Origin of the sequence: Klebsiella sp. A52 (genome assembly GCF_018388785.1) — a bacterium.
GTDB lineage: Bacteria > Pseudomonadota > Gammaproteobacteria > Enterobacterales > Enterobacteriaceae > Klebsiella > Klebsiella aerogenes.
The window spans coordinates 2,675,948-2,700,222 of the sequence record NZ_CP074437.1 but is presented as its reverse complement, the minus strand read 5'-3'; the positions used below and the strand labels follow the sequence as shown (position 1 = coordinate 2,700,222).

At 58.1% G+C, this 24,275-nt stretch carries 18 protein-coding genes; 6 read left to right on the top strand and 12 right to left on the bottom strand.

Annotated features, from left to right (window positions below; genetic code table 11):
• Positions 1–56: 56 nt before the first annotated feature.
• Positions 57–1,523, bottom strand: a complete 1,467-nt coding sequence (gene guaB / locus KGA69_RS12835; protein WP_015370334.1) for an IMP dehydrogenase — start codon at positions 1,521–1,523, stop codon at positions 57–59.
• A gap of 158 nt (positions 1,524–1,681) precedes the next feature.
• Here guaB and xseA point away from each other — a divergent pair, with 158 nt between their 5' ends.
• The 3 genes from xseA (at position 1,682) to KGA69_RS12820 (ending at position 4,498) form a co-directional block, all read left to right on the top strand.
• The gene (gene xseA, locus KGA69_RS12830; RefSeq protein ID WP_213292363.1) at positions 1,682–3,055 is read left to right on the top strand and encodes an exodeoxyribonuclease VII large subunit; all 1,374 of its coding nucleotides are present in this window, start codon (positions 1,682–1,684) and stop codon (positions 3,053–3,055) included.
• Between the two features lie 79 nt (positions 3,056–3,134).
• Entirely contained in the window at positions 3,135–4,163 is a 1,029-nt protein-coding gene (locus tag KGA69_RS12825; RefSeq protein ID WP_213292362.1) for a M4 family metallopeptidase, read from the top strand.
• Positions 4,160–4,498, top strand: coding sequence for a protealysin inhibitor emfourin (locus KGA69_RS12820; protein ID WP_045392706.1), 339 nt, complete (start codon positions 4,160–4,162; stop codon positions 4,496–4,498). The genes KGA69_RS12825 and KGA69_RS12820 overlap by 4 nt, the downstream gene beginning before the upstream one ends.
• On the opposite strand, the gene KGA69_RS12815 is transcribed toward KGA69_RS12820, so the two are convergent.
• From KGA69_RS12815 to KGA69_RS12765, 11 genes are all read right to left on the bottom strand, one after another.
• Complete coding sequence (locus KGA69_RS12815; protein ID WP_045392709.1) at positions 4,495–4,710, bottom strand: zinc ribbon domain-containing protein; 216 nt, start codon at positions 4,708–4,710, stop codon at positions 4,495–4,497. The genes KGA69_RS12820 and KGA69_RS12815 overlap by 4 nt on opposite strands.
• Positions 4,711–4,827: 117 nt before the next feature.
• Positions 4,828–6,306 carry a ribosome biogenesis GTPase Der gene (der, locus tag KGA69_RS12810; RefSeq protein ID WP_049060146.1) on the bottom strand — a complete coding sequence of 493 codons (1,479 nt, stop codon included), beginning with the start codon at positions 6,304–6,306 and terminating at the stop codon, positions 4,828–4,830.
• Between the two features lie 113 nt (positions 6,307–6,419).
• Positions 6,420–7,598, bottom strand: a complete 1,179-nt coding sequence (bamB, locus tag KGA69_RS12805; protein ID WP_213292361.1) for an outer membrane protein assembly factor BamB — start codon at positions 7,596–7,598, stop codon at positions 6,420–6,422.
• Positions 7,599–7,608: 10 nt separating this feature from the next.
• On the bottom strand, positions 7,609–8,229 hold the full coding sequence (locus tag KGA69_RS12800; protein ID WP_045392715.1) for a YfgM family protein: 621 nt from the start codon (positions 8,227–8,229) through the stop codon (positions 7,609–7,611).
• A 34-nt stretch (positions 8,230–8,263) separates the two neighbouring features.
• Complete coding sequence (hisS, locus tag KGA69_RS12795; RefSeq protein WP_015703166.1) at positions 8,264–9,538, bottom strand: histidine--tRNA ligase; 1,275 nt, start codon at positions 9,536–9,538, stop codon at positions 8,264–8,266.
• 89 nt (positions 9,539–9,627) lie between these two features.
• Entirely contained in the window at positions 9,628–10,749 is a 1,122-nt protein-coding gene (gene ispG, locus KGA69_RS12790) for a flavodoxin-dependent (E)-4-hydroxy-3-methylbut-2-enyl-diphosphate synthase (RefSeq protein WP_015370324.1), read from the bottom strand.
• Between the two features lie 26 nt (positions 10,750–10,775).
• A complete protein-coding gene (gene rodZ / locus KGA69_RS12785) occupies positions 10,776–11,774 on the bottom strand; it encodes a cytoskeleton protein RodZ (RefSeq protein WP_045392718.1) in 999 nt (332 codons plus the stop codon).
• A 274-nt stretch (positions 11,775–12,048) separates the two neighbouring features.
• The gene (locus KGA69_RS12780) at positions 12,049–13,215 is read right to left on the bottom strand and encodes a dual-specificity RNA methyltransferase RlmN (RefSeq protein WP_015370322.1); all 1,167 of its coding nucleotides are present in this window, start codon (positions 13,213–13,215) and stop codon (positions 12,049–12,051) included.
• A 349-nt stretch (positions 13,216–13,564) separates the two neighbouring features.
• Positions 13,565–13,996 (bottom strand): nucleoside-diphosphate kinase, encoded by a 432-nt coding sequence (gene ndk, locus KGA69_RS12775; protein ID WP_004866348.1) that lies wholly within the window; start codon positions 13,994–13,996, stop codon positions 13,565–13,567.
• Between the two features lie 160 nt (positions 13,997–14,156).
• The gene (gene pbpC / locus KGA69_RS12770; protein ID WP_063447473.1) at positions 14,157–16,481 is read right to left on the bottom strand and encodes a peptidoglycan glycosyltransferase PbpC; all 2,325 of its coding nucleotides are present in this window, start codon (positions 16,479–16,481) and stop codon (positions 14,157–14,159) included.
• Complete coding sequence (locus KGA69_RS12765; protein WP_213292360.1) at positions 16,482–21,425, bottom strand: alpha-2-macroglobulin family protein; 4,944 nt, start codon at positions 21,423–21,425, stop codon at positions 16,482–16,484. It abuts the gene before it with no gap.
• Positions 21,426–21,629: 204 nt separating this feature from the next.
• On the opposite strand from KGA69_RS12765, the gene sseA reads away from it, so the two are divergent.
• From sseA to KGA69_RS12750, 3 genes are all read left to right on the top strand, one after another.
• Positions 21,630–22,487, top strand: a complete 858-nt coding sequence (gene sseA / locus KGA69_RS12760; RefSeq protein WP_045392728.1) for a 3-mercaptopyruvate sulfurtransferase — start codon at positions 21,630–21,632, stop codon at positions 22,485–22,487.
• Positions 22,488–22,651: 164 nt separating this feature from the next.
• Complete coding sequence (locus KGA69_RS12755) at positions 22,652–23,302, top strand: DUF5066 family protein (RefSeq protein WP_213292359.1); 651 nt, start codon at positions 22,652–22,654, stop codon at positions 23,300–23,302.
• A gap of 99 nt (positions 23,303–23,401) precedes the next feature.
• Positions 23,402–24,244, top strand: a complete 843-nt coding sequence (locus tag KGA69_RS12750; RefSeq protein ID WP_213292358.1) for a hypothetical protein — start codon at positions 23,402–23,404, stop codon at positions 24,242–24,244.
• The last annotated feature ends 31 nt before the right edge of the window (positions 24,245–24,275 follow it).

Sequence of the window (24,275 nt, the reverse complement as noted above, 5' to 3'; positions counted from 1 at the left end):
AGAGAAGTAGCGATGATTGAATAAAAATCGCCCGGCGCGTAGCCGGGCGATGAAAATCAGGAGCCCATGCGGTAGTTCGGGGATTCCTTGGTGATCGTCACGTCGTGAACGTGGCTCTCCTGGATGCCCGCGCCGCTGATGCGCACGAACTCTGCTTTGGTACGCAGTGCGTCAATAGTACCACAACCGGTCAGACCCATACAGGAGCGCAGGCCGCCCATCTGCTGGTGAATGATCTCTTTCAGGCGGCCTTTATAGGCAACGCGGCCTTCGATACCTTCCGGTACCAGTTTGTCAGCGGCGTTATCGCTCTGGAAGTAACGGTCAGAGGAACCTTTGGACATCGCGCCCAGGGAACCCATACCGCGGTAGGATTTATAAGAACGGCCCTGATAGAGCTCGATTTCACCCGGGGATTCTTCGGTACCGGCCAGCATGGAGCCTACCATCACCGCGGCGGCGCCTGCGGCAATCGCTTTTGCGATATCGCCGGAGAAGCGGATACCGCCATCGGCGATAACCGGAATACCGGTGCCTTCCAGCGCTTCAACCGCGTCAGAAACAGCGGTGATCTGCGGAACGCCTACGCCGGTAACGATACGGGTAGTACAGATGGAGCCAGGGCCAATACCCACTTTCACCGCGCTGACGCCCGCTTCCGCCAGGGCACGAGCGCCCGCGCCGGTCGCCACGTTGCCGCCGATGATTTGCAGGTCAGGATATTTAGCGCGCGTTTCGCGAATACGCTGCAGAACGCCTTCGGAGTGACCGTGAGAGGAGTCGATCAGCAGAACGTCAACGCCTGCGGCGACCAGCGCGTCAACGCGCTCTTCGTTACCGGCGCCAGCACCAACGGCGGCGCCAACGCGCAGACGACCGTGCTCGTCTTTACACGCATTCGGTTTACGTTCCGCTTTCTGGAAATCTTTTACGGTGATCATGCCGCGCAGATGGAAGCTATCATCCACTACCAGCGCTTTTTCTACGCGTTTTTCGTGCATTTTCGCGAAGACTACTTCACGGCTTTCGCCTTCACGCACGGTGACCAGGCGCTCTTTCGGCGTCATATAAACGCTGACCGGCTGATTCAGGTCGGTAACAAAACGCACGTCGCGGCCGGTGATAATACCGACCAGTTCGTTGTCTTCGGTCACTACCGGATAACCGGCGAAACCGTTACGTTCGGTCAGTTCTTTCACTTCGCGCAGGGTGGTAGTCGGCAGAACGGTCTGTGGATCGCTTACCACGCCGGATTCATGTTTCTTCACGCGGCGGACTTCTTCAGCCTGGCGCTCGATTGACATGTTTTTATGAATAAAGCCGATGCCGCCTTCCTGGGCCAGGGCAATTGCCAGGCGCGCTTCAGTTACGGTATCCATCGCCGCGGAGAGCATAGGAATATTCAGACGAATCGTTTTCGTCAGCTGCGTGCTGAGATCGGCGGTATTCGGCAGAACGGTAGAATGAGCGGGAACAAGGAGGACGTCGTCAAACGTCAGGGCTTCTTTAGCGATACGTAGCATGGGCAATATCTCGACCAGGGTGGATAAATATTGCCGTGGCATTATACAGAGCGTAACCGATTGCATCCACCCTTTTTTGCAAATAATACTTGCGATCCCCTCTCAGCGCGTTACTATCGACTGAATAACCTGCTGATTTAGAATTTGATCTTGCTCACATGTTGCCATCTCAATCCCCTGCAATATTTACGGTCAGCCGCCTGAATCAGACGGTTCGCTTACTGCTGGAACGCGAAATGGGCCAGGTCTGGATAAGCGGCGAGATCTCTAACTTCAGCCAGCCCTCTTCCGGCCACTGGTACTTCACCTTAAAAGACGATAACGCCCAGGTGCGCTGCGCGATGTTTCGCAACAGCAACCGCCGCGTCACGTTTCGCCCGCAGCATGGCCAGCAGGTGCTGGTTCGCGCCAACATTACGCTTTACGAGCCGCGCGGCGACTACCAGATCATCGTCGAAAGCATGCAACCCGCCGGTGAAGGCCTGCTGCAGCAGAAATATGAGCAGCTCAAAGCGCTCCTGACGGCGGAAGGGTTATTCGATCAAAGTCACAAGCAGGCGCTCCCCTCACCCGCGCACTGCGTCGGCGTTATCACCTCCAAAACCGGCGCCGCGCTGCATGATATTTTACATGTGTTGAAACGCCGCGATCCCTCGCTGCCGGTTATCGTCTATCCCACGGCGGTGCAAGGCGATGATGCGCCGGGGCAAATCGTGCGCGCGATAGCAGTAGCCAACCAGCGCCAGGAATGCGACGTGCTGATCGTCGGGCGCGGCGGCGGTTCGCTGGAAGATTTATGGAGCTTTAACGACGAACGGGTCGCGCGGGCGATCTTCGCCAGCCGCATTCCGGTAGTGAGCGCCGTCGGCCATGAAACCGACGTCACCATCGCCGACTTTGTCGCCGACCTGCGGGCGCCGACGCCCTCTGCGGCGGCAGAGATCGTCAGCCGCAATCAGCAGGAGCTTCTGCGTCAGCTACAGTCCGGCCAGCAGCGCCTGGAGATGGCGATGGATTACTTCCTCGCCAACCGCCAGCGCCGCTTTACGCAGTTGTTCCACCGCTTACAGCAGCAGCATCCGCAGCTGCGTTTAGCGCGTCAGCAGACCGAACTGGAACGCCTGCGTCAGCGGATGCGCTTTGCGCTGGAAAGCCAGCTCAAACGTGCCGACCAGCGCCAGCAGCGCGCCGCGCAGCGGTTGAATCAGCAAAACCCGCAGCCGCGTATCCATCGCGCGCAGTCGCGTATTCAGCAACTGGAGTATCGTCTGGCGGAAAATATTCGCGCCCGACTGAGCGAGCAGCGCGAGCGTTTCGGCAATACCGTGACGCATCTGGAAGCCGTCAGCCCGCTGGCGACGCTGGCTCGTGGCTATAGCGTCACATCAGCCGGTGACGGCAAGGTACTGAAAAAAATCAAACAGGTGCAGGCTGGCGATGTTGTCACTACCCGGCTGGAAGATGGTTGGATCGAAAGCGAAGTGACAACCATTACCCCGGTGAAGAAAACGCGCGCCCGCAAAAAAGTCTGATTATCCCCCGTTTCAAGCGGGGATAACTATACTGCTGTCATGCCCTTTTAACACCGTTCATCCGGCCAGGGAGCGTGATATGCCAGATACTTGTCCTCGTTTCGTGATTCCACCCTACATTTTACGCCGTATTGTCGACCATGGTTCCGTTCAGCAGCAGCGCTGCGCGCAGCAAACGCTGAGCCATGTACAAACCCTGATGGCGCACGTGCCGGGCCGCCCCGCCGCCGCCCATGTCGCCACGCCAGGCCAGCTTGAGCGCGACATTTACGATGCCAGGCAGACTCAGGAACTTCCAGGATTCCAGGTGCGCTTTGAAGGACAACCTTCCAACGGCGATGTCGCCGTCGATGAAGCCTACGACTATCTCGGCATCACCCATGAGTTTTTCTGGAAGAGCTATCATCGCGATTCGCTGGACAACCGCGGATTGAAGCTGACCGGCAGCGTCCACTATGGTCACGAATATCAAAACGCCTTCTGGAACGGGCAGCAAATGGTGTTTGGCGATGGCGATGGCGAGATCTTTAATCGTTTTACAATTGCGATTGATGTGGTGGCGCACGAGTTAAGCCATGGCGTTACGGAGAGCGAAGCCGGGCTTATCTATTTCGAACAATCCGGCGCGCTCAATGAATCGCTTTCCGATGTTTTTGGCTCGCTGGTCAAGCAATATCAACGCCAGCAAACGGCAGATAAAGCAGACTGGATAATTGGCGAGGGGCTCCTCGCGAAAGGGATTCACGGCCAAGGACTGCGATCGATGTCGCATCCGGGGACCGCCTATGATGACCCCATTCTTGGCAAAGACCCGCAACCCGCCCATATGAAAGATTTTGTGCATACCCAGCAGGATAACGGCGGCGTGCATATTAACTCCGGCATTCCTAATCATGCTTTCTATCTCGCCGCCAGCGCGCTGGGTGGTTTTGCATGGGAAAAAGCGGGATACGCCTGGTACGACGCGGTTTGTGATAAGTCACTGGCCAAAGACGCCGATTTTTCAGCCTTTGCCAGACTGACGATTCAACATGGCGAAAAACGTTTTGGTAAAGCGGTCGCCGATACGATTCGCCAGGCCTGGGAGGGCGTTGGAGTCACATCATGAACGAGGCCGATCTTAGCGATGACGCGATTATTGAACTGGCGCGTGAAGGCGGCGTCGCCTGGTTCCCGACGCTTAGCGGCATGCGTAAGATTGTCGTAGCGCAACTTAACGAGCAACAAAAACAGCGCATCGCCGCAATACTGCAGCAGTCGTTGCCGCTCGGCAAGCCGCCGGGGCAGCCGGATTCCCCGGGTAGCGGCGACCAGCGTTTCTTTCGTATCCAAATAATCAGCGCCCAGCACTATCACAGCCTGATCATTCTCGTCCCGGAAGAGCGGGCGCCGGAGGCGCTGGTTGAACTCTGGCGAAATGGTGAAGGCTGCGTTAGCGATTAACTGAGCACAAATTCGACGCGTTTTTTCGAAATCAGTCCGTGGCCGTGCTGGCAGAAATAATCCACCGCGCCGCAGGCCTTCAGTACTTCCAGCGGCTGATGGCAGTCCGGGCAGCGCGCCTCTAAAGCAAAATCCTTCTCACAGTGCGCGCAATGCGCGCCGTTGCCTTGCGTTTCCAACCGGGCATGACAAATGGGGCAATTGAGTTCCATGGTGTCTCCTTCTCATAATGAATAGCATGAGTTTATCACGTCATACGTCAGCGTTGCTGACCCGGCGAAGCGTTGAATAGGGTGGATAAAAAAACCCGCCAGCGGCGGGTTTCTGCATTATTTGCTTTTCTTGATATGTTTAATCAAGCGCTTACGCTTACGCATCTGGTTCGGCGTCAGGGTATTGCGTTTATTGGCAAACGGGTTTTCCCCTTCCTTGAACTGAATGCGGATCGGCGTACCCATGACATCCAGCGATTTACGGAAGTAGTTCATCAGGTAACGCTTGTAGGAATCCGGCAGGTCTTTCACCTGATTGCCGTGAATCACCACGATCGGCGGGTTATAACCGCCGGCGTGCGCATACTTCAGCTTCACGCGGCGACCGCGTACCAGCGGCGGCTGATGATCTTCTGCCGCCATGGTCATAATACGGGTCAGCATGGCGGTACCCACGCGACGGGTGGCGCTGTCGTATGCTTCACGCACCGATTCGAACAGGTTGCCGACGCCGCTGCCGTGCAGAGCGGAGATAAAGTGCACGCGGGCGAAGTCGATGAAGCCCAGACGGAAGTCGAGGGTTTCTTTCACCTGCTCTCTCACTTCCTGGCTCAGGCCATCCCATTTGTTGACCACGATAACCAGGGAACGACCGCTGTTAAGGATAAAGCCCAGCAGCGATAGGTCCTGATCGGAGATGCCTTCACGGGCATCAATGACCAGCATCACCACGTTGGCGTCTTCAATCGCCTGCAGCGTCTTGATGACCGAGAATTTCTCCACGACGTCGGTAATTTTGCCGCGCTTACGCACACCAGCGGTATCGATAAGCACATATTCGCGTTCATCGCGCTGCATCGGAATGTAGATGCTGTCGCGGGTTGTGCCCGGCATATCGTAAACCACCACGCGATCTTCGCCGAGAATACGGTTAGTCAGCGTTGACTTACCGACATTTGGACGACCGACGATCGCCAGCTTAATCGGGAGATCTTGCGGGTTGAAGTCGTCTTCCGGCTCTTCAGCTTCTTCGCCGTTTTGCTCGGCTTCAAATTGCGCCCAGTAGGCGGCGTCTTCATCCACTTCTTCCTGCGGATTAACCTCATCCACCCACGGCAGCAACACATGTTCCAGCAGGCTGGTAACGCCGCGACCGTGCGAAGCGGCGATCGGATAAATATCGCCCAGCCCCAGCGACCAGAAGTCGGCCATCGCCTGATCGACGTCGATGCCGTCGGTTTTGTTCGCCACCAGGAAGGTCGGTTTTTCGCGAGAACGCAGATGTTTGGCGATTGCGGAATCCGCCGGCATCAGGCCCGCGCGCGCATCAACCATAAACAGCACCACGTCGGCCTCTTCAATCGCCAGCAGCGACTGTTCCGCCATCCGGGTTTCCACGCCTTCTTCCGTACCGTCGATACCGCCGGTATCGATACAGATGAATTCGCGGCCTTCCACTTCAGCACGACCGTACTTACGGTCGCGAGTCAGCCCCGGGAAATCCGCGACCAACGCGTCACGAGTGCGCGTTAAGCGGTTGAAGAGCGTGGATTTTCCAACGTTAGGGCGCCCGACAAGCGCGACCACAGGTATCATGTTAAATGCCTCATACAAATTGCAATACAACCTCATTTTACGAGGTTTTTTAAAAAGTCAAAACGGCCCCTGTCTGTCAGGAGCCGTTTATTAAAGCGATACTACCGCGCGAGTTAACGCGTGATTGAATATAGCGTACCGTCTTTGGCCTGGATAAGCAGGCGACCGTCGGCGATAACCGGGTCGGTCAGGAAGCCGGAACTATCGACTTTCTGCTGCGCCACAAAGTGGCCGTCTTCCGGATTGATCCAGTGCATGTAGCCTTCGCTGTCGCCTACCACCAGGCTGCCGTTATACAGCGCCGGAGCGGTCAGCAGACGGTGCAGCAGATCGCTCTGGGTCCACAGCGTTACGCCGCCATCGGTGGTCAGCGCCAGCAGGCGGTCATTCTGATCGACCAGATAGATACGATTGCCGTCAACGATGAAATCGTTCACTGAACCCAGTTCGCGTTTCCAGATAATCTGGCCGCTGCGCAGATCCAGCGCGGTCAGGTTGCCATTATAAGCCAACGTATAAACAACGCCATTAACGATAACCGGCGTGGTGTCAACGTCGTTCAGACGGTCGATCTCAGTCGGGCCGGTAGCCGTAGAAATACGCTGCTGCCAAATCATCTGCCCCTGCTGCATCAGCACGGCGCTGACGCGGCCGTTATCGCCGCCGACAATTGCCGCGCCATAAGCGGTGGCCGGAGCGGATTCACCGCGCAGGGAGAGCGCCGGCATGTCCAGGTTCACGGTCCATTTTACCGCGCCGTCGGTTTCGTTCAGCGCCTGCAGCTGACCGTTACTGGTATGCACCAGTACCATGCCATCGCTAACGACCGGACGAGAAATCGCTTCACCCGCAACACGGCTCTGCCACGCAACGGTACCGTCGCTGGTATTCAGCGCGAACAGCTGCGCCTTTTCAGTACCAACATAAACGTGGCCGCCGGAAACGGTCAGCCCGCCGGAGAGCAGCGCCGGGGCGCGCGAGAACCAGCCGTCTTTTTCCGCCAGGTTCACCGACCAGACTTCTTTTCCGTCTTCAGCGTGCAGCGCTTTCACGGTGCCTTTACGGTCAGCCGCATACACAACGCTGTCAGCAAACGCCGGGTGCAGGTTGGAATAGAAATCACCGATACCATCGCCAACTGAAGTGCTCCAGGACGTGGACGGCGTAAACTGGTTTTCCACCGTCGGCAGCGGTGACATTTTCACCACGTCTTCTTCGCTGTTAAACAGCGAGCAACCGCTCAGTAAGGTGACGGAAAGCAGCCCTGGCAAAAGTAATTTACGCAATTGCATCGAGTCCCTCTCAGATGGACAAATTATTTATTTTCATACGCATCATTTCGCTGAGCGCTGGCGATGCATCGCTTTTCACGCCTGCTTCCCAGGCCGCGCGGGCGCCCTGCTTGTCGCCTTTGCTCAGCAGAATTTCACCACGCAAATCGGCGACGATAGCGGTCCAGCCTTCGCCTTTAATGCCTTCCAGGGTTTTCAGCGCCGCATCCGGCTGCTTGAGCTGCAGCTGTACGCGGGCCAGACGCATATTGATAACCGATTTCAGGTTATCATCGGAGGCGGCAGTCAGCCCTTGTTGCAGCTGCTTCTCTGCGCCCTGCAGATCGTTTTTGTCGACCAGACGCTGCGCGAGCTCCAGCGATGCGAACGCGCCATAGGTGTTTTTACTGTCGGCGGCGAATTTCTCCGCCGCGGTCAGCGTTTCAGGCGTACCCGATTTCAGCGCGGAAATGGCATTTTCGTAGGCCAGAGAGGAATCCCGGGCCGAATCCAGCTGATGGGAAGTCCAGTAGCGCCAGCCAACCAGCGCGCCGATCCCTAAAATCACCCCGACGGCCAGCGCTTTACCGTTCTCGGCAAAGAAACGCTTGAGGGCGTCGACCTGCTCGTTTTCGTTGTTGAAAGTTTCCACGCAGTCCTTCTCCTGACTAATGGTTTCCGGGAAATTAACCCAGAAGTGTGCGCAAATGCGCGGCAACGCTATCCTGCGTTACGGTAGTTTGCTCACCTGAGCGTAAATCCTTCACTACCACGTTTCCGTCAGCAATTTCTGACTCACCGACCACCAGCGCGACGCGCGCGCCCCACTTGTCAGCGCGAGCGAACTGCTTCTTAAAGTTACCGCCGCCGTGGTTAGTCATCAGCTTAACGCCGGGCAGCGCATCGCGAACCTGCTCAGCCAGACGCATTGCTGCGGACTGAGTATCGGTACCGGAGGCTACCAGGTATATATCGACAACAGGATCGGCTTTAAATTCCGGATTGACTGCCTGAACCAGCAAAACAAGACGTTCCAGGCCCATCGCAAAGCCAACGCCCGGCGTCGCGCGACCGCCAAGCTGCTCAACCAGACCGTCGTAACGGCCGCCGGCGCAGACGGTGCCCTGCGAACCGAGGCTGGTGGTGACCCACTCAAATACGGTGCGATTGTAATAGTCAAGCCCGCGCACCAAACGCTGGTTGACGGTATAGCGAATTCCGGCCGCGTCGAGCAGCGCGCACAGACCGGCGAAGTGTTCTTTGGACTCGTCGTCCAGATAATCGCCCAGCGCCGGCGCATCGTTCAGCAGCGCCTGTACTTCCGGATTTTTAGAGTCCAGCACGCGCAGCGGGTTGGTATACATGCGGCGTTTGCAGTCTTCATCAAGCTTATCTTTAAATTGTTCCAGATAGGCAACCAGCGCGTCGCGATAGGCGGCACGCGCCTCCAGCGAACCGATGGAGTTCAGCTCAAGGCTGACGTGATCGGAAATGCCCAGCTCGCGCCACCAGCGCGCGGTCAACATGATAAGCTCGGCGTCGATGTCCGGGCCCTGCAGGCCAAAGACTTCCGCGCCAATCTGATGGAACTGACGGTAGCGTCCTTTCTGCGGACGTTCGTGGCGGAACATCGGCCCCACGTACCACAGACGCTGTTCTTGATTGTACAGCAGACCATGTTCGATGCCGGCACGTACGCAGCCCGCCGTTCCTTCCGGACGCAGCGTCAGGCTATCGCCATTGCGGTCTTCGAAGGTATACATCTCTTTTTCAACCACGTCGGTCACTTCGCCGATCGCGCGTTTGAATAACGGGGTCTGCTCTACAATCGGCAAACGAATTTCGCTGTAACCGTAGCTACCAAGCACCTGCTTCAGTGAGCCTTCAATGCGCTGCCAGAGAGCGGTTTCGCCCGGCAGATAATCGTTCATGCCACGGATGGCTTGAATGTTCTTTGCCACGTTTATTCTCTTTATATATAAAAATGAACCCCGGCGCCTTGCGCCCGCAGGTTCAATCATACACGGGAAGCGTATTGCTTCCCAACACGTTATTTTGCTTCAACCTGCTGAACTTCAATACGACGCGCTTCATCCAGCATGGTGGCTTTCGCGCGGATACGCGCTTCCAGCTGGTCGATCATGTCATTATTGTCCAGTCGGTCTTTGCGCACGCCGTCTTCGTACAGGCCGCTTTTCTTGTTGCCACCGGTGACGCCGAGGGTAGAAACCAGCGCTTCGCCTGGGCCGTTAACCACACAGCCGATGATCGAAACATCCATCGGAGTGATGATATCTTCCAGACGCTGCTCCAGCGCGTTCACCGTACCGATGACGTCAAACTCCTGACGCGAGCAGGTTGGGCAAGCGATGAAGTTAATACCGCGGGAACGGATGCGCAGCGACTTCAGGATATCGAAGCCGACTTTGATCTCTTCCACCGGATCGGCAGCCAGCGACACGCGCAGGGTATCGCCGATCCCTTCAGACAGCAGCAAACCTAAACCGATCGCGGATTTTACCGCGCCGCTACGCGCGCCGCCGGCTTCGGTGATCCCGAGATGCAGCGGCTGATCGATCTGCTTCGCCAACAGGCGATAGGATTCAACGGCGAGGAAGACATCAGAAGCTTTTACGCTAACTTTGAACTGATCGAAGTTCAAACGATCGAGATGATCGACGTGACGCATGGCGGACTCTAACAGCGCCTGCGGCGTCGGCTCGCCGTATTTTTCCTGCAGATCTTTTTCCAGCGAACCGGCGTTGACGCCGATGCGGATAGGAATGTTTTTGTCGCGCGCGCAGTCCACAACCATGCGGATACGCTCTTCGTTACCGATGTTGCCTGGGTTGATGCGCAGGCAATCAACGCCATATTCCGCGACTTTCAGCGCGATACGGTAGTCAAAGTGGATATCGGCGACCAGCGGGACGTTGACCTGCTGTTTGATGAGCTTGAAAGCTTCCGCTGCGTCCATCGTCGGGACGGAAACGCGGACGATGTCCGCGCCCACGCGCTCCAGCGCTTTAATTTGATTTACCGTCGCGGCCACATCGGTGGTGCGAGTATTGGTCATCGACTGTACGGCGATGGGAGCCCCATCGCCAATCGGCACATTACCAACGTAAATGCGTTTGGACTTTCTACGTTGAATCGGAGCCTGGTTATGCATGAAAAATCTCCCGCGTTACCCGTCTGTTACTGCGCCGGTGATTGTTCGGCATTAAGGGTCAGACGCGCAACCTGGTTAGTTCTGATAAAACGACTCAAATCGACTGGTTTGCCCAGATACTGGATTTGTACCGCAGCCGGGGCGCCGATTTTCAGCTTATACGGCGCCTGACCGCTCAGGTTCAGGTTCCCGCCTTTACGCTGCAGGCCGCTGAACAGTTTTTTACCGGTCGCATCGCTCACTTCCAGCCAGCAATCGGCGCTAAAGTTCATTACCAGATCCTGAGCGGAAGCCGCCGCTGCGGCATTGGCCTGATCGGTAGGCAATGCGGAGGTCGGGGCTGGCGCAGCCGGCGCGGTGGCGGCGGTATCGACGTTCGCCTGCGAAGGGGCGACCACGGCGTTGTTATCCGCCGGCGCGGAGGTAGCCGCTGGCGCGCTCGCGGCTGGCGCAGTCGAGTTATCGACCGGCGCGCTATTGGTATTGGCTGCCGTCGTATCCGGCGCGTTATTCGCCGAACCGGTGTCCAGCGGAATTGACTGGCTGCCGCTATCGCTACTGTTCAGATCGCTGGTGGATTGATCGGCCATGCTGGTGATCTCTTCCTGCTGCGCTTTGTGGTCTTGCCACCACCATGCGCCGCTCAGGCCGATAACCACAAACAAAATCAGCCAGGTAAAGCTCATCAGCCAACCGTCGCGTTTTTTACGACGTTTACCCAGCGAGAAGCTCTGCATCGGTGCCACTTTAGCGGCGCGAATTGGCGCTTGCTTCGCCATCATCGGCAGCAGTTCTTCTTCCGGGATATGTACGAGGCGAGCGTAGGAACGGATATAGCCGCGCAGGAAGGTCGAAGCAAGATCGGCTGGCGCCTTATCTTCTTCAATATCACGAACCGTGGAAACCTTCAGGCATAAGCGCTCAGCCACCGCTTGCTGGCTGAGTCCGAGTTGTTCGCGGGCATTACGCAGGCGCGCGCCCGTAGAGTTTGCTTCTTGATGGTCTTGAGTGGCTTCAGTATTCATTCGCTACAACTACTGGTACGTGAAATTTAAAGTTCAGCGCGGGAAAGAGCCTGCGCCGCGAGACACTGCTCAACGTCAACCGACAGTATAAGGCTGTCCGGGCGACTATCACAGAGACTTATCAATATTGAATGCTAAGCGGTTGTTGTACCGCTACATACTGCCTCAAAGTCGACAAAAACGCACCGTAATTATTAACCGAATCAGCGTATTTCGCCTGGCAATTCGACATATTTATGCAGCGCGCAGCGAAAGCTGTGCGCTGCATAACTTATCAGACGGCTTTCACGTCGATCGCTTCGCCCTGCATACGCTTACGCAGCGTACGTTTGGTACGGTCGATTACGTCGCCCGCCAGTTGGCCGCAGGCAGCATCGATATCGTCGCCGCGGGTTTTACGCACGATGGTGGTGAAACCATATTCCATCAGCACTTTGGAGAAACGATCGATACGGCTGTTAGAACTACGGCCATACGGCGCGCCCGGGAACGGGTTCCATGGGATCAGGTTGATCTTGCACGGCGTATCTTTCAGCAGCGCCGCCAGTTCGTGGGCGTGCTCGGTACCGTCGTTGACGTGATCCAGCATGACGTACTCGATAGTCACGCGGCCCTGGTTGGCGTTGGACTTCGAAATATAGCCGCGCACCGAGTTCAGGAAGGTCTCAATATTGTACTTTTTGTTAATCGGTACAATTTCGTCGCGGATGGTGTCGTTCGGCGCGTGCAGAGAAATCGCCAGCGCAACGTCGATCATGTCGCCGAGTTTATCCAGCGCCGGCACCACGCCGGAAGTGGACAAGGTCACGCGACGTTTGGAGAGACCAAAACCGAAATCATCCAGCATGATTTCCATCGCCGGAACGACGTTATTGAGGTTCAGCAGCGGCTCGCCCATACCCATCATTACCACGTTGGTAATTGGACGTACGCCGGTAGTCTTCACCGCACCGACGATTTTCGCCGCGCGCCAGACCTGGCCGATAATTTCGGAAACGCGCAGGTTACGGTTGAAGCCTTGCTGAGCGGTGGAGCAGAATTTACATTCCAGCGCACAGCCAACCTGTGAAGAGACGCACAGCGTGGCGCGGTCTTCTTCCGGGATGTAGACCGTTTCAACGCGCTGATCGCCAACGGCAATCGCCCATTTGATGGTGCCGTCGCTGGAGCGCTGCTCTTCAACGACTTCCGGCGCGCGGATCTCGGCGACTTCCTTCAGTTTGCCGCGCAGGACTTTGTTGATGTCGGTCATTTCATCAAAGTCATCGCAGCAGTAGTGATACATCCATTTCATCACCTGATCGGCGCGGAAAGGCTTCTCGCCCATGTTTTTGAAAAACTCGCGCATCTGCTGACGGTTTAAATCCAGCAGGTTGATTTTGGCATCTTTATTCGGCACCGTCAGAGCGGCGGTATCAGGTGTGACAATTTGTTCAGACATAATTTTTCCGGCCTCGTTATTACACGTTATGGCCCCAGGTGGGTTGAAAAAGAAACGCCCCGGAGAGCGACTGCTCGTCCAGGGGCGCTATATTCTACAAATTCTGGCGCATCATTGCCACGTTTGCACAAAGCAATGATAAAAAAATCTGTAACTGACTGCTCAATCCTCTAAGGCTTTTCGATTGTCAGGCCACGCCGCGACGGTCGAAAAGACGAGGGTCGTATCTCCAAAGTATTTCAGGTCACAGCGAGGCGGCGAGTTCGCAAATCCCCGGGAGCATAGATAACTATGTGACCGGGGTGCGCGAATGAAGCCAACAAAGCTGTGGCGTGAAAGACGCAGGAGATTAGCGAGTGCGCGGGCAAACCTCGCCTTCAGCAAAGAAGAACGCGATTTCGCGAGCAGCAGACTCTACAGAGTCGGAACCGTGGGTGCCGTTCTCGGTGAAGCTGTCAGCGTAGTCAGCGCGCAGGGTACCGGCCAGGGCGTTGTCCGGGTTGGTCGCGCCCAGCAGGTCACGGTGACGCTGAACCGCGTTTTCGCCTTCCAGTACGGAAACCACGATCGGGCCGGAGGTCATGAACTCAACCAGACCGTCGAAGAACGGACGGCCTTCGTGCTCAGCATAGAAGCCGCGAGCCTGCTCAACGGTCAGATGCAGCATTTTGGTGCCGACGATTTTGAACCCTGCAGCTTCAAAGCGAGAAAAGATGCTGCCAATAACGTTTTTTGCCACCGCGTTTGGTTTGATGATGGAAAAAGTACGTTCAATAGCCATGATTACCTCTAATTAAATGTTCTGTTGTTGCACATACGATCGTATGGCCTGGCGCGCATTATAATGAGCAACGTCGGCGATGCCTACGGACGAAGGTAACATTTTGTTAAAATAAGATGAGTATTAGCAACACAAACCGCCAACAACAGATTTACCCTGTTTATTGTAGGGTGAAATTGGCGGCCGCCGTTTGCCCCGCCTCATCCATTACCACCAGTTGCCACTCGCCGGGCTTATCGAGCGTAATTATCGTTCTTGCGCCCGCTGCCTCTAACGGTTCACCGTTAATAAACCACCAGCGCCGCCCTTCTCCACCGCTCGTTTGCACGGGTAACATCACCCGCGCCTCGCCCGGGAGCCGTTTTATTACCGCCCCTTCGCGAATGCCGGAAAGCACCAGCGGCGCGGCATCCTGAGTCTGCAGCGGCGGACACGCCTTCGATGCCGTGCCCAGCCGCGCCCGGCGGCGCTCGCTAACCGGCAGCCAGGGTTCTAACGGTAGCGGCCAGACATCAACAGAAGTTTCTGTCGCGCCCGGACAATCCGCGGCGACCCGTTCTCCTGCTGCGTTACGCCACACCGGGAAGCGGATACCGCGCACGCCCTCCTGACCCGGCAACAGCAGCGTCGGCGGCTGGCTGGCATCCAGAAGCCAGCTGGCTAAGCGCCGGCGGCAGTTGCTATCGCCAACCGGCAGATCCTGCCCGCCGGGCCAGCAGATAGTGCCGCGGCTGACCGACGGCGGACGCGGGTCGACCGGCAGCCCGCCGCGGCTCATTAACGGACGCGCCAGCAGCATATTATTGACCTGGTTTAACAGCGGCACGGCGCTGGCAAAACCAAACTGCCCCACCACCGGCGTACCGTCTGGCCGTCCGGTCCAGATGCCAATCAAATAACGCGCGTTGAGGCCTACCGCCCACGCATCGCGATAACCGTAGCTGGTGCCGGTTTTCCACGCCAGCGGCACCGCTTGCGGCAGCGACGCATCGGGTAACGGCTGGGCTTCGCCTGCCAATATCCGCCGGGTGATCCACGCCGCGCCTGGCGACATTAGCGCCCTTTCCACCAGCGGGTCGTCGGGTTTCATGCGCAGCCGCGCCGCTTTGCCATGACGGGCGAAAGCGCCGTACGCCGCGACAATATCTTCCAGCCTCGCTCCAGCGCCGCCGAGGATCAGCGACAGATTCGGTTCAGCGCCAGCGGGCAACATCAAGGGAAGGCCGGCATTGCGTAAATTAGCCGCAAAGCGTTTGGGTCCATAGGCCTCGAGCACCTGCACCGCCGGCAGATTCAACGAACGCACCAGAGCCTCGCTGGCGCTCACCGGGCCATGAAACCCGCTGTCGAAATTACCGGGGCGATAATCGCTAAAGCGCCGCGGCACATCCTGTAATAGCGATGCCGGGTGAATCAGCCCGTCATCCATCGCCATCGCGTAGATAAAGGGTTTCAGCACCGAACCCGGCGAGCGCACCGCCGAGACCATATCAATGTGGCCGAAGCGGCTATCGTCGCGGATATCCGCCGATCCCACCCAGCCGCGGACTTTCATATCAGTGTGATCGACGACGACAATCGCCAGTGAGCTGCGCGGCGGCAGACGTGATTTCCAGTTCATCGCCAGATCTTCAAGCTGCCGCTGGAGCCCGGCATCGAGCGTTGTCGTCACCTTTTCATCACGACTTGTCGCCAGCGCCCGGCGCGCAAACAGCGGCGCCAGCTGCGGCATCTGCCGCGGGAAAAGCCACACCGGCTCTTCCATCGCTTCCTGTACCGCCCGTTGCGGCCAGACGCCCTGGCTGAGCATCCGCTCCAGCACCTTATCGCGAGCGGCCTGGGCCCGCTGCGGCCAGCGGTCCGGGCGTAAACGGCTCGGCGCCTGAGGCAGCACGGCCAGTAGCGCCGCCTCGCCGTAGCTGAGCTGGGCGGGCGGTTTGCCGAGATAAGCCCAGCTGGCCGCGCCGATCCCCTGTAGGGTGCCGCCAAACGGCGCGCGGTTCAGATACAGGGTAAGAATTTCGCTTTTTGACAGATGCCACTCCAGCTGCAGCGCCCGCCATAGCTGGCGTAGCTTGCCGCCGAAGGTGCGCGGATGAGGGTCGAGCAGACGCGCCACCTGCATGGTGAGGGTGCTGCCGCCAGATATCACCCGCCCGGAAGTAAGATCCTGCCAGGCGGCGCGCAGCACCGCGAAGGGGTTGACCCCCGGATGTTTCCAGAACCAACGGTCTTCATACTGAATGAGCGCCTGCAGATAGCACGGCGAAACGTCAGCGATAGCCACCGGGTAACGCCAGACGCCCTGCGCGTCAGCAAAGCGCCACAGCGGCGTGCCGTCTTCCGCCACCACCACGCGGGCAGGAGTGACTTCATGCAGCGGCAGCGGCCACAGACGGTCGGCCGCCAATAGCGCCAGCCACGACAGAAAAATAAACGCCGCCAGCCAGCGCCAGCGGCGTTTTATGCGAGGTAATGCACGCATTTACGGCGTAACGGTAAGCGGGCCGCTGGCCGCCCCTGTTGCCCGCCACTGCGGTACATACATCGATTCCACCTGCGGCTGCGGAACCTGATAGGTGCCAGGCGTCACCGCCCGCGCCAGATAGACCAGCGTCACCGGCTGACCTTCATTAATGGCGACTGCGGCGACAAAGCGGTCGTCGCGGAACTCGATATGCTGAATATCCGCCTGCTGCATCTGGTTAAGCAGATTTTGTACCGCTTCGCCATTCTCCTGCAGGCTGGCGCTGCTATTGGCCAGGTTCTGGTTTTCCAGCTCAAGGCCCGCCGGCAGCAGATCGACCACCAGCGCGTCAGGAACGTTACGTTTGGCGGTCACCTCCAGCTTGACCAGCACCAGTTCGCCGCTACGCAGCGAGGTCAGCGATTTCTGCTGTCCGTGAGTATCGAAAATGGCGCGTTCAATCCCCAACACGTTGCCGCCCGGCTGCGGCGCGCTTTGCGGATAACCGCTGCTATCGAGACGCAGCCACAGCGGCTGATTGCCGGTATTCGTCACCTGTAGCGCCGCCAGCCGATCGCCGTCGAGATTGCGGGTTTGCGCTTTGTCGCTGGCAAGCGGCTGCGCCTGCAGCGAGGTTTGCGCCTGCCAGTTGCCCGGCAGGTCGGCGAGGGTACGCCCGGCAAGGAACAGCGCGTTGGTTTCCTGGGTCGACAGCCAGCGCTGACCGAAGGCTTCTTCCGACAAGCTGCCCAACAGCTGATTTTGTACCTCCGGCAGCAGCTTGTTCTCTTCCAGCAGCGCCAGTTTCAGCGCATCATCGCGAAGTTGGCTGCCGTAATCGCCCAGCCAACGATTCTCATCCTGGCGCGGCGTGGCAACCGCCAGCTTCATGGCCTCATCGCCGCGCGGCGCATCGCCCATGGTTTTCAGCGCAATACCGAGTTGCAGCAGCGGTAGTCCGGATCGCGCCTGTTCGTGACGGCTCCAGATTTCACGCAAGGCGCCGAGCGGCGCTTTTTGCTGGCGCGCCAGCACCAGCGCGGCGTAGGCCTGAGCGGCAAAGCGGCTGGCCTGCGCATCGTCGCTGTAGCGCACGGTCATCAAACCCGGTTCCTGCAGATAGCGCAGCAGGCGCTCGTTCCCCTTATTAAGGGCGTTGACCGGCACGCTATAGCCTTGCTCGCCCGCGCGGACGAGGAAGTCCATGGCGTAGGCGGTTAACCAGTACTCTTCCGGGCCCTCTTTATCCCAGAGCGCAAAGCCGCCGTTTTCCAGCTGCATCTGCAGCAGGCGCGAGATACCAACATCGACCGCCGCGCGGCGTTTCTCATCGCTATCACCGCTGATCCCCAGCGCTTTTAGCTGCGCGGCGCTGGTGTACAGAGAAGGGAACAGGCCGCTGGCGGTCTGTTCAAGGCAGCCGTAAGGATAGGCTTTCAGCTCGCGAATATAGCGGGCGAGATTCAACGGCGGTTTACCGCTGAGCAGCAGTTGGCCCTGCAGCGTTTGCGGGGCGAACCCCTGACTCTGCGCCGCCGGCGCCTGCCAGCTTTCACCAGGTTGTAGCACCGCGCCGCTATTGACGGTCTGGGCCGGGAATGCCGGACGCACGCCGATTTTCCACTGCTTTTGCAGCGGCGCGAAGGTTTCGCCCGGCAGATTCAGGCCGCTGATGGTGGCATTGACCTGACCATCGCCGAATCCCGCTAACGCGGTCACCGGTATAAACAGCGTGCTGCGGGCGCCCGGCGCCAGTTGTACTGGCGGCAGTTGGCCATCGGTCAACGTGACCAACCCGCTGGCGGTAAGATGCACCTGCAGGGTTTGCGGTTTGTCGGTCAGATTACTGAGATCCAGCGCCAGACGCGTGGCGTCGCCGCTGGCAAGGAAGCGCGGGGTATTCAGTTCCGCGATAACCGGGGCGGCAACCACCACTTTATCTTCGCTGCTGCCGAAGTCATCTGCCGTCCACGCCTGAGCCATCACCCGCAGCTCGCCGTTAAAATCTCCGATGGGCAACGTCACCGTGCCTTCGCCCTGGTCATTCAACACCACCGGCTGCGCCTGCTGGGCGACGATCGTCACGTGATTAACCGGCGGTTTACCGCCGCGTTTCAACTCGTCGCCATCGCCGCCGAAGCGCAGGCTGGCTAAACGCCCCTGCCCTTCGATTACCTGACCATAGATGTCATAAATATCCGCGCCGTAGCGCTTCTGGCCGAAGAAGGCGTTCCACGGATCCGGCGTGGCGTAATCGGTAATATTCAGCACCCCGCTATCCACCGCCGAGAGCAGAACGTTAACCTGTTTCGGCACCTCGCCCTCCTTGACGCTGGCCTTCACTTTCACCGTCAGCGGCTGATTCGGGCGCATTTTCTCCGGCGCATCCAGCGCCAGAGACAGACGGCGGTTTTCATCGCCCAGCGGCAGATGCAGCAAGCCGACCGCGCGTTTCGGCGTCGCCGAGCGCGATTTATCGCCGGGGCGAACCACCAGCGTGCTGAGGTAGAGGTCGTGGCGATTCCAGGCTTTATCGACCGGAATCGACAGATCCATGCCCTCCGCCGGGACGTCAATCTCCTGCCACCACAGCGGCCCTTCGCTGGATTCCACCATCGCGTAGCCTTTACCCGCCGCCGGAGCGGCAATATGCAGCTTGATGGTGTCGCCCGGTTTGTAGCCTGGTTTGTCGAGCTTCATCGTCACGCGGTCAGGACGCGCCGCGCCGGCGCCTTCGCTGTTATCCTGCCAGCTATAGCCTGCCCAGAAGCGCACGCTGCTGACGACGTCGTCCGGCCCCTTCACCTCAAGACGATACGAGCCCCACTCCACCGGGAAACTTACTTTGCCGGTCTGCCCGGCCTGCAGATCCAGCGACGTTTCGCCCTCCTGCAGATCTTTTTGATCAAACTGCGACTGCCAGCCCTCACTATCGGACCAGTTCCAGTAGTAGTCGCGCCGCTCGCGGATCAGCCGCACCTGCAGACCGGAGACCGCTTTTTTCTCGCCTTTCGCGTCGGCATAGACGATGTCAAAAGCGGCGTTACTGTTTTCATCCACCACCGGCTGTTTCACCGTGGTATCGGTGCGGTAGTCGTAAACGTCCTTCAGCGTAAATTGCGGGCGGATCCCCGGCAGCGCCTCGGCAGGCCAGATCGGCTGCTGTACGGTGCGGGTCACCGGACGGCCGCCTGATTCCAGCAGGCTGGCCTGCAACACCACCTGCAGCGGCGAGTGGCTATCCTGCCACTGGCTCGAAGTCGTCACTTCTCCATGGCCTTTTTCATCCAGCGTCAGCTGAACTTCGTCCAGGCTGCGGGAGAGGTTTTCTTCCGCGATATCGCCGAACTGGAAGCCCGGCAGCGCCGCGACGGCGTCGCGCAGCGGGCGCAGGAACAGTTTGCCCTGCAGTTGGTTGCCGCTGGCCGGCGCGCCGTAGAGATAGGCGCCGCTGACGCTAAAGGCGACGTCGGCATCCGGGGCTATAGGCGCGGACTGCGGTGTCAGATTCAGCGCCATGCGTTCGGGCATAAAGTCTTCGACGTGGAAATCCCACTCGCGGGGTTGATTATCGCCGGTGCTGGCGCGAATGTGCCACATACCGGTTGCCGCGCCGCTGTCGAGCGGATAAGTAAACTGATACAGGCCATTGACCGGTTTGCTCATCACAGAGCGAATCACCTGGCCATCCGGCTGCACCACTTCCAGCTTCACCGGCTGCTCCGCCAGCGGTTTACCATCGCCGTCGCGCAACAGCGCGTTAAGAATAACCGTTTCCCCCGGGCGATAGAGATCGCGCGGGCCAAACATAAAGAACTGTTTACTGAAGCCAGGAGCGCCAGCGATGGAGAATTCCGCCAGATCCAGCGCCGGCAGTTTAAGGTCAAGCAGCGTAGTCTGCCCGTCTTTACGCGCCAGCAGCAGCGCCGCTTCTTTGTCGGTTTGCAGAGTAACATGGCCTTGGCTATCGCTTTTCGCCTGCGCCAGCGTCTGCCCTTTGGCGTTTAGCAGTTGCACTTCAATTCCCGACTGCGCGGCGCCATTTTCGAGGCTCTGGGTGAAGACATCGAGCCGGTTGTGGTAGCGATGCGCCGAGACGCCGATATCGCTGAGGGTGAACAGCGTTGCCGCGTTACTGTAGCTATAATGACCCGCCGGGTTCATCACCGCCACATAGACGCCCGGCTGCTGGAGCGGCTTGATGTCGGTAAGCGGCAGCAGCAGCTTTTCACGGGTATTCCGCGCCGGGTTGAGATCGAAGCGTCCGCTATAAACCAGATCGGCCATCTTCAACAGTTCGTCAGATTCCCAATTGCTTAACGAGTTACGGTATTCCCACTGACTGACGAAGGCTGAAAGTGATTCCGGCTTAATCCGGAAGAAATTGACGTCGACATTGTCGACGTTCAGCGCCATCACCGGCAGCCCGGCGACCACTTTCCCCGGCAGCAGCGAGCCGCGACTGGCGAAACCGACGCTCGGCGCGATATCGCGGGTGGCGATGGTTTTTTCAAAAGGGCTGCCGAGGGTGGCGTCATTGAGGGCAATGAGCGTTGGATCAACGGTGACGATCAATTCACGCTTTGGCTCGAGATGGCGCAGACGCAGCTCTTTGAGATTCGGCGCCAGCTCCCATGCGCCGTCAACCTTGCCGCTTTTCTTATCGACCAGATGGACGCTGCGGGAAAAATCCTGATCCGGCTTGAGCGGAATGGAGAAGGTCAGCACCAACGTCGCCGCGCCATCGAGCTGCACTTCAGAAGCGTCGAGCACCGTCAGCGCCTTGCCCTGGCTTTTTTCTTTTAACGTCGCCAGCTGGGCGCTATCCGGTTTTTTCGCGCTATCGGCAGCGCCTTTGTCGGCCGCCGATACGGCCTGCGGTTCACCGCTGTTATCGCAGCCGCTTAATGATAGTGCGGTAAGGAGCGCCAACGATAGCGCCGCTAAACGAAATGGTTTCATCCTTCTAACCCCTAGGCCCAGAGCCTGATGCAATCAATAACGTTCTATTATGCGTCATCGCGGCGATTCTCAACAGCTACCAGCATAGAAACCGCCTATGAATCGGGAAACTCCGTGACCGCCTCCCCACTCCCGCGTCCTTAACTTGTCAGCCCTTTATAAAACGCCGACAATTCATTGATCGATAATAAAACGGAGGCACTCATGTCCACCTCATTCTTTGTCGCCGCCGACTGGCTGGCGGAACATATTGATGACCCGCAGATTCAAATTCTGGATGCGCGGATGGCGCCGGCAGGTCAGGAAGCGCTGCGCGATATGGCGGCGGAATACCGCGACGGGCATATCCCCGGCGCGGTTTTTTTTGATATCGAAGCGCTGTCTGACCACACCAGCCCGCTGCCGCATATGATGCCGCGGGCGGAAACTTTCGCCGTAGCGATGCGCGAGCTTGGCGTCAGCAGCGATAAGCATCTGGTGGTGTATGACGAAGGCAATCTCTTCTCAGCGCCGCGCGCCTGGTGGATGTTACGCACCTTCGGCGTCGAAAAGGTATCGATTGTCGCCGGCGGCCTCGAAGGCTGGCGTCGCGACGAATTGCCGCTGGAAAAAGGCGAACCGGACCTGCCGGAAGGCGAATTTGAGGTGAACTTCGATCCTGAGGTGATCAAACGCTTAACCGATGTGCTGCTGGTCAGCCATGAAGGATCGGCGCAGATCGTAGACGCCCGCCCGGCGGCGCGTTTTAACGGCCTGGCGGATGAACCGCGTCCAGGCTTACGCCGCGGGCATATCCCCGGCGCGCTTAACGTCCCGTGGACCGAGCTGGTGATTAATGGCGAACTGAAAACCGTCGATGAGATGAACGATATTTTTGCGCGTCAGGGCGTTGATTTTGCGCGACCGATTATCGCCAGCTGCGGTTCCGGGGTTACGGCGGCAGTAGTGGTACTGGCGTTGACCACCCTCGGCGTCAACGGCGTGTGCCTGTACGATGGTTCATGGAGCGAATGGGGCGCGAGAACGGATTTGCCGATCGAGCCGACCCCTGCCGCTGAGTAAACGCGTCGTGACTGCGGGTCCCCCCTCCCGCAGTCCCTAAATAATTTCTGATTTTCCCCGCCCCTTTCTTCTGCTTCTCGATAAACCGGTTACTCTACCCTGCCGCAGGATTTGTACTTGCCGAATTTGCTCTACCGCCACCCAATTTATAAGGAAATTGAATAATGGCCTTTTCATTACAGAACCTCATGGATGTCGTAAAAAAGCACAATCGCAATCCCTCTCCTAAACCTATGCCGGAAGATGAGGTGGAGCGCCTGCGGGTCAGGAAATACCGCGATCCGCAAAATAGCGAAACCGTGGCGCTTCCGGACAGTTTGAAAGCGCTGTTGGCCTACGATTGTCAACTGAAAAGCCCCCACGGTCAGTTGGTGCTGGAATCGGTTGTGGTCTCAATTGATGAACATGGCGTCCTGCTTTCCGACTCGCTGGATGAAGATGCTTATTACATGAATGGTCTTGATATGGCCGGGCTGGACTTTGAAGAGCTGACGCCAATCTGGAACGACGATCCGCGTCTTCCTGCCCTGATTCGCATCAGCCATTCCGGCGATCAGCAGGTATTTATCTATGTCACCGAGCGTGATGAACAGGGTGAATATCCTGTCGTCCGCTTCGAAGGTAAAGAGAATGACCTCTGGCTGGCGGAATCGTCGCTGATTGAATATCTGCAAGGGGTCTTTACCGATGAGGAAGAGAGCCATGACGAATGGCAGCGCCAGCAAGCCCTCAACGAGGCACGCGATGGCGCCTTGCTGGAGCTGGAATATATTCATGAGGATCTTTACGCCAGGCTTGAAGGCTGCCCTGACTAATTCACGGTCTCGCCTCGGATGGCGAGGTTAACGCGCGCCGCCGGGGCTGCTCCAGGAGAGCGCCTTTTCCGTAACCTGATGTCACCACAAGGAGTGAAAATGGCATTAGTCTCCACCCCACATTCTGCTGATTCATCTCGCCTGCCCTGGCTGGGAGGCATAACCGGCCTGCTGGCGGGCGGCGTCATTCTTTATTTTTGGCCGGAATGGAACCGGGCATGGTTAAGCCTGGTTCCTGCGCCGGTTTCCGTTTATACCCGCTTTCTCGGAGTCACTCTGGAACAAGTTCCGTTGATAACCTATTTCCATCAGGCGCTGCTGGGTTTTCTGATGGTGCTGCTTGCTCCCGGATACGGTAAATCGACCCTTGCCGCATGGATGCTGCATAACCCATCGCCATACCGCCGCTGGCCGGGCGAGATATTACGCGCCTGGAGCATGAAATTTGGCCTGCTGGTCATTGTCTTTTGCAATCTTTTCTTTTTGTCCAGGGTCGGCTCCGGGACTCTGGCGTTATATATCTTTTTTCTCCAGCACGTTAGCGTTGCCGCTGCGGTGGCATCAGGCGTACTGCTGCTGCGTGATGCCCGACGCCTGACCCGCACGTCTCATGCTCAGCTGGCGGACCTGCACCTTCTCATGATACTCACGCTGGGGTGCCAGACGATTTTGCCTGCACAGATCGCGCTAATGAGCGCCCGCGGCGTGAACACACCGTTAGGCTGGTACATTGTTATCGCGCAGATGGCAGGCGTGTTACTGGCGTTAATACTGGTCGGCGGGCTGGTGGCAGCGATACGTTCTCTGTTGGGCGAAAAGAGGTGTCGGGCCTGGCGCGGTGATATGGCGCTCTTCAACGGCATTGTTACGCTGTGCGTGACGGGATTCCTTATCTATAACATGGTGTCAGCCTATCCGCGGATCTTTGCCGCCCTGCATTGACCTTTGCAAACCCGATTTTCGGCCTCGCGCA